A 12,350-nucleotide genomic window follows, 5' to 3' on the forward strand; every position below is an offset into this window, starting at 1 on the left:
ATGATAAAACTAATTAATTTTGATGTTATAGTAGTTGGTGGTGGGCATGCAGGAACGGAAGCTTCTATTATTTCAGCTAAAAAGGATATGAAAACTTTATTGTTAACTCAAAATATTAATAAAATAGGTGAACTGTCTTGTAATCCTTCTATAGGAGGTATAGGTAAAAGTCATTTAGTTAAAGAAATAGATGCATTAGGTGGAATTATGGCAAGGATTGCTGATAGATCTTGTATACAATTTAGATATTTAAATACTAATAAAGGATTTGCTGTAAGATCTACTAGAATGCAAGTTGATAGATATTTTTATAAAAAATATGTTCATAAATTTTTGTTTAATAGAAAGAATTTATTCATAATGGAATATGAAGTTTCAAATTTAATTTTAAAAAATAATAAAGTAACAGGAGTAATTACAAGTTCTGGAAATAGGTTTTATTCTAAATCTGTTATATTAACTACAGGAACTTTTTTAAATGGTAAAATTTATTTAGGAAAAAAATGTTCTATTGGTGGCAGAGTTAACGATTTTTCTTCTATAGATTTATCTTCAAATTTAAAAAAATTTCCTTTTAGATTTGGGAGATTAAAAACTGGAACTCCTCCTAGATTAGATTCTAGAACTATAAATTTTAATAAATTAGAAAAACAAAAAAGTCATAAAATTAGATCTAATTTTTCTTTTTTAAATGAGAAATATAAAAGATTACCTCATATTCCTTGTTATATAACATATACTAATGAATTAACTTTTGATATTATAAAGAATAATATTAAAAAAAGTGCTATGTATTCTGGAGTTATAAATAGTGTAGGTCCAAGATATTGTCCATCTATTGAAGATAAAATAATTAGATTTCCTGATAGAAAAAAACATCAAATTTTTTTAGAACCTGAAGGAATAAATAGTTTTTATATTTATCCAAATGGAATTTCTACAAGTTTTTCTAAGAGTATTCAAAAAAAAATTTTATATTCTATAAAAGGATTAGAAAATTCAAAAATATTAAATTTTGGATATGCTGTAGAATATGATTTTTTTGATCCAAGAGATTTAAAAAAAACTTTAGAGAGCATTTATATAGAAGGATTGTTTTTTGCAGGTCAAATAAATGGTACCACAGGATATGAAGAAGCTGCCTCTCAAGGTTTATTAGCTGGAATTAATGCATCTTTATATAGTTCTAATACTTCAGGATGGTTTCCTAAAAGAAATCTTTCTTATTTAGGGGTTTTGATAGATGACTTATGCGTTAAAGGAACAAGTGAACCATATAGAATGTTTACTTCTAGATCTGAAAATCGTCTTTTTTTAAGAGAAGATAATGCTGATATTAGATTAACAAAAATAGGAAGATCTTTAGGAACAGTAAGTAATTTTAGATGGAAAAGATATTGTGAAAAAATAAAAAATATAGAAAATGAAATAAAAAATTTGAAAAAATATAAATTATTTTTAAATTCATTAGATGATATTATTTTAAGGAAAAAATTTGGAATTGTTTTAAAAAATGGTTTATCTTGTTATGAAATTCTAAAAAGGCCTAATTTTGATATTGAAAATTTTCATTTTTTAAAGAATTTTAGTTTTATGTCTAATGATTTAGAAGCTATTAAACAATCAGAAATAATTTCTAAATATGAAGGTTATATAAAAAGACAAAATAAAGAACTTGAAAAAGTTAGTTTTTATGAAGATATTGTTTTGCCTGAAAAATTTGATTATTCTAAGATAATAGGTTTATCTAAAGAAGTTATTTCAATTTTAAATAAATATAAACCATGTTCTATCGGTCAGGCATCTAGAATACAAGGTATTACTCCAGCAGCAATATCTATTTTATTAATTAATATAAAAAAAAAGTTTATAAAATGTTAATTTTTATGATAGATTTTTTATAATATTTCTGTTTTTTTAAAAATGTATTTATAAATTAAATTTGTATAATATAAAATAAGATATTTTTAATAAAAGGTTTTTATTTAATGAATTTTACTTATATTTTTAATACTAAAGATTATATTAATCATCATTTAACTCATTTACAGATGAATTTAAGAAATTTTTCTTTTATAAATAACAGTTCAGGAAATGATTTTTGGGTTTTAAATATAGATTCTATTTTTTTTTCTAATTTTTTATGTATTTTATTTTTAATAACATTTTTTTTTGTTTCTAAAAAATTTAGTTTTAAAAATCCAGGAAATATTCAGTCTTTAATAGAAATTATAATAGTTTTTATAGATAATCATGTAAAAAAAATAATTAATAAAAAAAATGTCTATATTTCTTCTTTATCCTTAACTATATTTGTATGGACATTTTTAATGAATTTAATGGATATTATACCTGTAGATTTTATTCCATATGTTTCTAAGATGTTTTTTAATTTAAATAATATAAAATATGTTCCATCTTCTGATATAAATATTACTTTTTCTATGGCTATTAGTGTATTTTTATTGATATTATTTTATAATATAAAATATAGAGGGATAAAAAATTTTTTTTTAGATTTTTTTTTACATCCGTTTTCTAATCCATTTTTTTTTATATTTAATTTTATATTAGAAATAGTAAGTTTATTTTCCAAAATTATATCATTAAGTTTAAGATTGTTTGGAAATATTTATTCTGGAGAAATTATTTTTATATTAATATCTTGTATTATTCCTTGGTGGATGCAGTGGATGTTATATGTTCCATTAGCTATTTTTCATATTTTAATAATATTTTTACAATCTTTTCTTTTTATGACATTATCAATTATATATTTGTCTATGGCAATTAAAAAATAAATTTTATTTTAATTTTTTAAAATTAGGGGTAATCAAATGTCTCATATTAATATAGAAATGTTATATATTGCGTCAGCAATTATGTTAGGTTTATCATCTATAGGTGCAGCTATTGGTATAGGAATATTAGGAAGTAAGTTTTTAGAAGGGGCTGCTAGACAACCAGATTTAATTCCAACTTTAAGAACTCAATTTTTTGTTATAATGGGATTAGTAGATGCTGTACCAATGATAGTAGTTGGAATTAGTTTATATATTTTGTTTGCTGTTATATAGTTTTTTTATTTTTAAAATTATTAATACATTTTTTTTATTTGTTTGTATTCAAAAAAAATATTATGGAAAAAATAGATGAATATTAATGCAACTATTTTAGGTCAAATTATATCTTTTTTTTTATTTGTGTTTTTTTGTTCTAAATTTATATGGCCTAATATAATAAAATCTATAAATGATAGAAAAAAAGAGGTTTTTTTATCTTTTAAAATTGCAAATGATACGAAATTAGAATCTATAAAGATAAAAAAAGAAGCTATAGAGAAGATAAATTCTGCTAAAAAAATTGCTAAAGAAATAATTGAAAATGCAAAATATGATAGAAATTTAATTTTAAAAGCTGCTATTTTAAATGCAGAACAAAAAAGAAAAGTAATAATAAATGAAGGTATAAAAAAATTAAATTTAAAAAAAAATATTTTGTTTGAAGATTTAAAAAAAAAAACTTGTGATTTATCTATTTTCATGGCTAAGAAAATATTACAGGAATATTTAAAAAGAAAAAATATAGATAAAATTTTTGAAAAATAAGTTTTTATTATATTTAATAAAATTTTGGAGAAAACTATATAAATATGATTAAAAAAACATTATCTAGGCCATATGCAAAAGCAGCATTTAATTTTTCTAAAAAAAATTTTGTTATTTGCAAATGGTATAATATGTTAAAATTTTGTAGTAAATTATATTGCAATACAAGTATAAAAAATCTTATTAATTGTGTTTTAGAAAAAAAAAAATTTGAAAAATTTTTTATAAAAATTTGTAAATATGATGTAGATTTGAATTTTAATAATTTTATAAAAATATTAATTCAAGATAATAAACTTTTTTTATTAAAAGATATTAAAAATATGTTTTATTATTATTGGAAAACAAGAAATAAAATTATTGATGTTGTAATATATTCAAATAAAAAATTATCTAAAACATTTATTAATAATATATGTAATATAATGGAAAAAAAATTTTCTAGAAAGATATTTTTAAATAATGTTTTAGATAAATCTATAATTTATGGTTTTATAATTAAAATAAATGATAAAATATTTGATAATAGTTTTAATTATAATTTGTATAAATTAAGAAAATATATATTAGATGTATTTTAGAGGTATAATAAAGATGCATTTTAATTCACAGACTATAAGTAATATTATAGAAGAAAGAATTTCTAAATTCAAAATTTTTAGTGAAAGTTATAGTAAAGGAAAAATAATTTCTGTTGTAGATGGAATTATAAACATAGTCGGAATTTCTGATGTTATGTTAGGAGAATTATTATTATTAGAAGATAATAAATTTGCTATTGCTTTAAATTTAGAAAGAGATAATGTTGGAGCTGTTGTTTTAGGTGAATATAAAAATTTATGTGAAGGAATGGAAGTAAAATGTACTGGTAAATTTTTAGAAATACCAGTAGGTAATGGTTTATTAGGTAGAATATTAAATAGTTTAGGAGAGCCTATAGATGGTAAAGGTAAATTAAATTTTGTTAAATATTCTCCAATAGAATCTGAAGCTCCTGATGTTATTTCTAGATCTCAGGTTAATGAGCCTATACAAACTGGTTGTAAAGCTATAGATTCTATGACGCCAATTGGAAAAGGACAAAGAGAACTTATAATAGGTGATAGACAAACAGGAAAAACTACAATAGCTATAGATATAATAATAAACCAAAAAAAAACTGGTGTAAAATGTATATATGTTTCTATAGGTCAAAAAATGTCTACTATTTTAAGTATGGTAAAAATTTTGGAAGAAAAAGATGTTTTAGAAAATACTATAATAGTAGTTGCTTCCTCTTCTGATTCTGCTTCTCTACAATATTTATCTCCATATTCAGGTTGTACTATGGGTGAATTTTTTAGAGATAGAGGAGAAGATGCTTTAATAATATATGATGATTTATCTAAACATGCTATTTCATATAGACAAATATCTCTTTTATTAAAAAGACCTCCTGGAAGAGAAGCTTATCCTGGAGATATTTTTTATTTACATGCTAAATTATTAGAAAGATCATCTAAAGTAAATAAAGAATATATTTTTAATAAAACTGAGGGAATTGTAAAAAATAATACTGGTTCTTTGACTGCTTTTCCAATTGTAGAAACTCAAGAAGGTGATGTTTCTTCTTTTATACCTACTAACATTATTTCTATTACTGATGGACAAATTTTTTTAGAATCTAATTTATTTAATTCTGGAATAATTCCAGCAATAAATCCTGGAATTTCTGTTTCTAGAGTTGGTGGAGCTGCTCAAACTGATATAATGAAAAAATTTTCTTCTAAAATAAGAACTTCTTTAGCTCAATATAGAGAATTATTTGCTTTTTCTAAATTTTCTTCTGATTTAGATGAAGAAACTAAAAATAGTCTTTTACATGGAAGAAAATTAACTGAACTTTTTAAGCAATCTAAGCATAAACCTTTGAGTATAGCAGAACAATGTTTATTATTGTTTAGTTCAGAAAATTATTTTTTAAATGATATTCCTTTAAAAAAAATTAATATATATGAAAAATTATTATTAGAATTTTTTAATAAAAATTTTTTAAGTTTAATCAACGAAATTAATTCATGTGGTTTATATAATACTTTTGTAAAAAATCAATTTTTTAATGTAATTAAAAGCTTTAATTTAAAGAAATTTTTTTAAAATTTTTAGGAAAATTTTATGTTGTCTATTAAAGAAATAAGAAATAAAATTTATAGTACTCAAAGTACTAATAAAATAACTAAAACTATGGAAATGATATCTATATCTAAAATGAAAAAGATAAAGATAAAAATGGAAAATAGTTTTTTATATCAAAAATCTATTTTAAGCATTATAAATAATGTAATATCAAGTTCTGTAGAATTTAATAATTCATATTTAATAAATAAAGAGAAAGTAGATAAAATTTGTATAATAGTAATTTCTACTGATAAAGGTTTATGTGGAAGTTTAAATTCTAATTTATTTAGAACAACATTAAAAAATATAGATAAATTTTCTAATAAATTTGTAAAATTGATTATTGTAGGTCAAAAAGGAATAAATTTTTTTAAATCTAATTTTAATAATTTTATTATAAAAAGTTTTAATTTTTCAAAGTTTTCATTTTTTGAAATTGTTTTAAAAATTTTGAAACATGTAATATATATGTATGAAAATAAAAAATTTCAAAAATTTTTTTTAGTTAGTAATGAATCAAAAGGTTCTACAAATTTTGTTCCTAAATTTTTTCAGTTATTACCTATTTACAGTAGTAAAAAATATAAAAATATTTATAAAAAATTTTTTTGGAATTATATTTATGAACCAAATAATGAAATTACATTAAATAAATTATTTAAAAAATATTTAGAGTCTACTATATATTATAGCATGTTAGAAAATTTATATTGTGAACATGCTTCTAGATTTTTTGCTATGAAGCAAGCTTCTGAAAATAGTGAAAATATAATAAAAAATTTAAAATTATTATATAACAAATGTCGTCAATCTAATGTTACTAAAGAACTTATAGAAATTGTATCTGGATGTTCAGAAATTTTATAAGCATTTTTAAACATTTATAAAGGTTTTAACAGAATATGAACGTTGGAAAAATTGTTCAAATTATTGGAGATATAATAGACGTAGAATTTTCTAAAAATAAAATTCCAAAGATTTTTAATCAATTAAAAATTAAAAACAATGAAAAAAATATTTTTTTAGAAGTTCAACAACATATAGGAGGAGGTGTAGTAAGAACCATTTCTATGGGATGTTCTAATGGTCTTAGAAGAGGTTTAAAAGTTAAGGATTTAGGCCATGGAATAAAAATACCAGTTGGAAAATCTATGCTTGGAAGAATTATAAATGTATTAGGAGATCCAATTGATAAAAAAGGAAAAATAAAAAAAAATAATAAAGAAAAAAAAATAGAATATCGTGAAATACATAGATCTCCTCCAAGTTATTTATCTAGACCTATAAATGACAAAATTTTAGAAACTGGTATAAAAGTTATAGATTTAATATGTCCTTTTTTAAAAGGAGGTAAAGTAGGTTTGTTTGGGGGAGCTGGAGTTGGAAAAACTGTTAATATGATGGAATTAATAAGAAATATTTCAAAAGAACATTATGGATATTCTGTTTTTACTGGTGTAGGAGAAAGAACTAGAGAAGGAAATGATTTTTATAATGAAATGAAGATTTCTAATGTATTAAACAAAGTAGTTTTAGTTTATGGTCAAATGAATGAACCTCCTGGTAATAGATTAAGAGTAGCTTTTACAGGTCTTACATTAGCAGAAAAATTTAGAGATGAAGGTAAAGATGTTTTATTGTTTATAGACAATATATATCGTTATACATTAGCTGGAACTGAAGTATCTTCACTTTTAGGAAGAATTCCTTCTGCAGTTGGTTATCAACCAACTTTATCTGAAGAAATGGGTATTTTGCAAGAAAGAATAACTTCTACAGATAACGGTTCTATAACGTCTATACAAGCTGTATATGTTCCTGCTGATGATTTAACCGATCCTTCTACAGCTACTACTTTTTCTCATTTAGATTCTACAGTTACATTAAGTAGAGATATATCATCTTTAGGTATTTATCCTGCAGTAGATCCTCTTATGTCTACTAGTAGACAGTTAGATCCTGATATAGTTGGATATGATCATTATAAAACAGCTAAAAAAACTCAAAAAGTTTTACAAAAATATAAAGAATTAAGAGATATAATTTCTATATTAGGAATGGATGAATTGTCAGAAGATGATAAACTTTTAGTATTTAGAGCTAGAAAAATAGAAAAATTTTTATCTCAACCATTTTTTGTGGCAGAAACTTTTACTGGTTTTCCTGGAAAATATGTTAGTTTAAAAGATACAATCCAAGGTTTTAAAAAAATTCTTTCTGGAGAGTTAGATAATTTTCCTGAACAATCTTTTTATATGATAGGAAAGATAGAAGAAGTATTTGAAAAAAATAAAAATATAAAACATTAGTTTTAACTATTTTTTGTGAGATTTTTATGACTTTTTTTCTAAATGTGGTAAGTAGAGAAAAAAAAATATTTTCTGATAATGTAATTAAAATTTATATTACTGGTTCAGAAGGTCAATTATGTATATATTCTGGTCATTCTCAATTATTAACTTGTACAAAATCTGGACTTTTGTATATATTAGATGAAAGAAAAATAGAAAATTTTTTTTATTTATCAGAAGGAATTTTAGAAGTACAACCTAAATTTGTTACAGTGTTATCCGACATAGTTCTTTTATCATCTGAAAAAAGTATAGAATCTTTTTTAAAAAATGTAAAAAAATATAAAAAAATTGTTAGATCTAATATTTTTTATAAAAATAAAATTTAATATTTCAAAATTTTTATTTTGATAAAAATTAAAATAATTTTTAATATTTTATATTAAAAAAACAAAAATATTATAAAAAAATATTTAAAATATTAAAAAAAATTAAATTTTTTAATTGTATTTAGCGGCGGGTTTTTAAATTCCTGCCGCAATATTTTTTATTTTTAAAAATCTATATTTTCTGCTTTTAGAGAATTTTTTTCTATAAATTTTTTTCTTAATTTTACAGAATCACCCATCAAAACTTTAAACAATTTATTAGCTTTTTTACTATTTTTTATTGAAACTTTTAACATTCTTCTTGTTTTTGGATTCATTGTTGTTTCCCAAAGCTGTCTAGGATTCATTTCTCCTAAACCTTTATATCTTTGTATAATTATTTTTTTTTGTGCATCTTTTATTAAGTTATTTAACATATTTTTTAAGTTAGAAAATTTATATAAAATATTATTTTTTAATATAAAAGTTTTTTTTTTAATTAATTTATTAACTTTTTTACTAAATTTATTTATTTTTAAATATTCTTGTTTTTTGAAGATGTTTTTTGTTATTTTTATTACAAATTTTTTACCATATATATATTTTTTTATTTTTATTGAAAAATTTTTATTTTTATTATTATTTTTTAGTTTATATTTGTAAAATATATTGTTATTAGATGTTTTTTTTAAATCATGTATTAAAATTTTTATCCACTTTTCTATTCTTTTTCTATTTTTAAAAGAAAATGATATTGGATATTTTATTAATTGATTAAATAAAAATATAAAAATTTTGTTTTGTTTATTTTTAATTGTATTTTTTAATTTTATATAATTAAAAATTATTTTATACAATTTTTTTATATTTATTTTTTTCTTAGTTGGAGTTAATGAATACATTTTACAATTTTCTAGAGCATTTTTTATTTGAAAATTGTTTAATGTTTTTTCATCTTTTATGAACGTTTCCTTATTTTTATATTTTATTTTATACAAAGGAGGTTGAGCTATAAAAACATGACCATTCTTTATTATTTCTGGCATTTGTCTATAAAAAAATGTTAATAATAATGTTCTTATATGAGATCCATCTACATCAGCATCAGTCATGATTATTATATTGTGATATCTTAATTTGTTTATAGAAAAAGAGTTATCTATTATTCCACATCCTAATGCAGTTATTAAATTTGTGACTTCTTCTGAAGACAACATCTTTTCAAATTTAGATTTTTCTACATTTAATATTTTTCCTTTTAATGGTAATATTGCTTGATTTTTTCTATTTCTGCCTTGCTTAGCAGAACCGCCTGCTGAATCACCTTCTACTAAATATATTTCTGAAAATTTTGGATTTTTTTCTTGACAGTCAGATAATTTTCCTGGTATTGAGCAAGTATCTAAGGTATTTTTTTTTCTAATTATTTCTCTAGCTTTTTTAGCAGCTTCTCTTGTTTTAATAGCATGTATTATTTTTCCTGTTATTATTTTAGAATCATTAGGATTTTCTAGTAAGTATTCACCAAAATTTTCATTTACAGATGATTCTACAAAAGATTTTATTTCTGAAGAAACTAGTTTATCTTTTGTTTGAGAAGAAAATTTTGGATTTGACATATATACTAAAATTACTGCTCTTAACCCTTCTCTAGTATCGTTACCTGTTGCTATAATTTTATTTTTTTTATTATTTAAATAATATTTTTCTATATAACTATTTATGGTTCTAGTTATAGCTGATTTTAATCCAGCTAAGTGAGTTCCACCATCTTTTTGTTTTATATTATTAGTAAAACATAATATTTTTTCTGAAAATTTGTTATTCCATTGCATTGATACTTCTATTTTTATATCTTTTTTTTTTTTTAAAAAATAAAATATTTTATTATGTATTGGATTTTTTTTTTTATTTAAGAATTTTATAAAGTTTTTTATGTTTCCATTGTTATAAAATTTTTTAGTAATATTTTTTTTTTCATATTTTAAAAAAATTGATATTCCAGAATTTAAGAAAGAAAGTTCTTTTAATCTTTTTGATAAAATTTCATAATTAAATTTTTTTATGTTGGTAAATATTTTTTTATTAGGGAAAAATCTTATTTTTGTTCCTGTTTTATTACTTTTTTTTATTTTTTTTAATTTTGTTATAGGATTACCATAATTATATATTTGTTTAAATTTTTTACCTTCTCTATATATTGTTAAATATAATTTTTCTGATAATGCATTTACTACAGATATTCCTACTCCATGTAATCCTCCGGATATTTTATAAGAATCAGAATCAAATTTTCCTCCTGCATGTAATACTGTCATTATAACTTCTGCTGCTGGTTTGTTTTCTTCTTTATGTACGTCTATAGGCATTCCTCTTCCATTGTCTTTTATTGAAATTGAATTATCTAAATACATTTTTATAAATATTTCATTACAATAACCTGATAAAGCTTCATCTATTGAATTATCAACTACTTCAAATACCATATGATGTAGACCAGTTCCATCATCTGTATTTCCTATATACATATTTGGTCTTTTTTTTACAGCATCTAAACCTTTTAATACTTTTATATTAGACGAATCGTAAGAGTTAGACATTGTTTTTCTCTTTTTAATTTTATAAATAATTTTATATTTATATTGATAATTTTTTAAAATATTAGTGGCATTATCATATAAATATTTGACATATCATTTTTTTCTTGTATTTGTATTATTGAAACATTTTTATTTAATGATAAATATATATTTTCACTAATAATATTTTGTAATATATTTAAAAAATATTTTATGTTTAAATTAAATTTAACAACATTGTTATTATTTTGTTTTATTAATATTTTTTCTTTTGCTGTTTCATATTCTTCATTTTGAGAACTTATTTTCATAATATTTTTTTTTATAAAAAATTTAGCTCCATAAAAAGACGTATCTGAAAGAATAAAAATTCTATTTAAAGTTCTTTTTAAAATTTTTAAGTTTATTTCTATTTTTATCTCTGGATATTTTATTATTAAATTTTTATAGTTAGGAAAATTTCCATCTATTAATTTTGTAGTAAATATTATTTTTTTTGTATATATTCTTAAATTATAGTTATTTATTAATATATTTATTTTTTCTTCATTTTCATTTAATAACTTTAACAATTCTAATATTCCAGTTTTAGATATTATTACAGAATTATTTATAAAATTTTTATTTTTAAAAAATACTTTAGATATTGCCATTTTATATCCATCTGTTGCTACTGATTGTATAAAATTTTCTTTAAATATAACAAATAATCCATTTAAATAATATCTAGCATCATTTTTTGCCATGCAAAAATATGAGTTTTGAATTATTTTTTTAAAATATTTTTGTTTAATAATATATTTAGAGTATTTTTTTAATGAACTAAATTTTGGATATTCCAAAGATGATAATGTGGATAATTTAAATTTAATTTTTTTTATTTTTATTATCATAAAATTTTTTTTTGTATAAATTAAAATATTTACATTTTTTTTAAAACTTCTGCATATATTAAATAATTTTTTTCCAGATACAGTTGTTTCTCCAGGAGAAAATTCATGTTTTACATAAGTTTTAGTTATTAATTCTGTTTCTGAATTACTAGATATTAAAAGAATTTTTTTTTTTTTTAATTTTATTAAAACATTTTCTAATATTGGACTGTTTATGTTCTTTACTAATATTAAATTTGTTTTTTTTAAAATTTTTAATAATTTATTTTGTTTAATTATGAATTTCATAATATTTTTTGTATAGTAAAATTTAAATATATTAATATAACAATTAATATATATTTTTTTAAAATTAATATACTATTTTTAATTATTTTTTAGTAAATTATAATTTTTTAATTTTATTTATAAAGTATTTTTTAATAAAAAAGTATTTTTTTATTAAATGAAATTT

11 protein-coding genes are annotated in these 12,350 nt (G+C 20.2%); 9 read left to right on the plus strand and 2 right to left on the minus strand.

What is annotated here, in order from left to right:
- The 9 genes from mnmG (at position 1) to atpC (ending at position 8,445) form a co-directional block, all read left to right on the plus strand.
- Positions 1-1,881 carry a tRNA uridine-5-carboxymethylaminomethyl(34) synthesis enzyme MnmG gene (gene mnmG / locus RJT18_RS00005; protein ID WP_343154782.1) on the plus strand — a complete coding sequence of 627 codons (1,881 nt, stop codon included), beginning with the start codon at positions 1-3 and terminating at the stop codon, positions 1,879-1,881.
- A 107-nt stretch (positions 1,882-1,988) separates the two neighbouring features.
- Positions 1,989-2,801: a F0F1 ATP synthase subunit A gene (gene atpB, locus RJT18_RS00010; RefSeq protein ID WP_343154783.1), complete on the plus strand. Its 813-nt coding sequence runs from the start codon at positions 1,989-1,991 to the stop codon at positions 2,799-2,801.
- A gap of 36 nt (positions 2,802-2,837) precedes the next feature.
- On the plus strand, positions 2,838-3,077 hold the full coding sequence (gene atpE / locus RJT18_RS00015; RefSeq protein ID WP_343154784.1) for a F0F1 ATP synthase subunit C: 240 nt from the start codon (positions 2,838-2,840) through the stop codon (positions 3,075-3,077).
- Between the two features lie 75 nt (positions 3,078-3,152).
- Positions 3,153-3,608: a F0F1 ATP synthase subunit B gene (gene atpF / locus RJT18_RS00020; protein ID WP_343154785.1), complete on the plus strand. Its 456-nt coding sequence runs from the start codon at positions 3,153-3,155 to the stop codon at positions 3,606-3,608.
- A gap of 44 nt (positions 3,609-3,652) precedes the next feature.
- Positions 3,653-4,189, plus strand: a complete 537-nt coding sequence (locus tag RJT18_RS00025; protein ID WP_343154786.1) for a F0F1 ATP synthase subunit delta — start codon at positions 3,653-3,655, stop codon at positions 4,187-4,189.
- Positions 4,190-4,202: 13 nt separating this feature from the next.
- Complete coding sequence (gene atpA / locus RJT18_RS00030) at positions 4,203-5,744, plus strand: F0F1 ATP synthase subunit alpha (RefSeq protein ID WP_343154971.1); 1,542 nt, start codon at positions 4,203-4,205, stop codon at positions 5,742-5,744.
- Between the two features lie 18 nt (positions 5,745-5,762).
- Positions 5,763-6,632, plus strand: a complete 870-nt coding sequence (gene atpG, locus RJT18_RS00035) for an ATP synthase F1 subunit gamma (protein WP_343154787.1) — start codon at positions 5,763-5,765, stop codon at positions 6,630-6,632.
- Positions 6,633-6,667: 35 nt separating this feature from the next.
- Complete coding sequence (atpD, locus tag RJT18_RS00040) at positions 6,668-8,074, plus strand: F0F1 ATP synthase subunit beta (RefSeq protein ID WP_343154788.1); 1,407 nt, start codon at positions 6,668-6,670, stop codon at positions 8,072-8,074.
- 26 nt (positions 8,075-8,100) lie between these two features.
- Positions 8,101-8,445: an ATP synthase F1 subunit epsilon gene (gene atpC, locus RJT18_RS00045; RefSeq protein ID WP_343154789.1), complete on the plus strand. Its 345-nt coding sequence runs from the start codon at positions 8,101-8,103 to the stop codon at positions 8,443-8,445.
- A 164-nt stretch (positions 8,446-8,609) separates the two neighbouring features.
- Here atpC and gyrB read toward each other — a convergent pair whose 3' ends face one another.
- The gene (gyrB, locus tag RJT18_RS00050) at positions 8,610-11,024 is read right to left on the minus strand and encodes a DNA topoisomerase (ATP-hydrolyzing) subunit B (RefSeq protein WP_343154790.1); all 2,415 of its coding nucleotides are present in this window, start codon (positions 11,022-11,024) and stop codon (positions 8,610-8,612) included.
- A gap of 53 nt (positions 11,025-11,077) precedes the next feature.
- On the minus strand, positions 11,078-12,184 hold the full coding sequence (gene dnaN, locus RJT18_RS00055; RefSeq protein WP_343154791.1) for a DNA polymerase III subunit beta: 1,107 nt from the start codon (positions 12,182-12,184) through the stop codon (positions 11,078-11,080).
- Between the last annotated feature and the right edge of the window lie 166 nt (positions 12,185-12,350).

Source organism: Buchnera aphidicola (Pseudoregma panicola) (genome assembly GCF_039376655.1).
In the GTDB taxonomy this organism is placed as follows: domain Bacteria; phylum Pseudomonadota; class Gammaproteobacteria; order Enterobacterales; family Enterobacteriaceae; genus Buchnera_G; species Buchnera_G aphidicola_C.

Coding starts and splice junctions, on each gene's coding strand:
- mnmG (WP_343154782.1), top strand. CDS start 1: ATGATAAAACTAATTAATTTTGATGTTATAGTAGTTGGTGGTGGGCAT.
- atpB (WP_343154783.1), top strand. CDS start 1,989: ATGAATTTTACTTATATTTTTAATACTAAAGATTATATTAATCATCAT.
- atpE (WP_343154784.1), top strand. CDS start 2,838: ATGTCTCATATTAATATAGAAATGTTATATATTGCGTCAGCAATTATG.
- atpF (WP_343154785.1), top strand. CDS start 3,153: ATGAATATTAATGCAACTATTTTAGGTCAAATTATATCTTTTTTTTTA.
- RJT18_RS00025 (WP_343154786.1), top strand. CDS start 3,653: ATGATTAAAAAAACATTATCTAGGCCATATGCAAAAGCAGCATTTAAT.
- atpA (WP_343154971.1), top strand. CDS start 4,203: ATGCATTTTAATTCACAGACTATAAGTAATATTATAGAAGAAAGAATT.
- atpG (WP_343154787.1), top strand. CDS start 5,763: ATGTTGTCTATTAAAGAAATAAGAAATAAAATTTATAGTACTCAAAGT.
- atpD (WP_343154788.1), top strand. CDS start 6,668: ATGAACGTTGGAAAAATTGTTCAAATTATTGGAGATATAATAGACGTA.
- atpC (WP_343154789.1), top strand. CDS start 8,101: ATGACTTTTTTTCTAAATGTGGTAAGTAGAGAAAAAAAAATATTTTCT.
- gyrB (WP_343154790.1), bottom strand. CDS start 11,024: ATGTCTAACTCTTACGATTCGTCTAATATAAAAGTATTAAAAGGTTTA.
- dnaN (WP_343154791.1), bottom strand. CDS start 12,184: ATGAAATTCATAATTAAACAAAATAAATTATTAAAAATTTTAAAAAAA.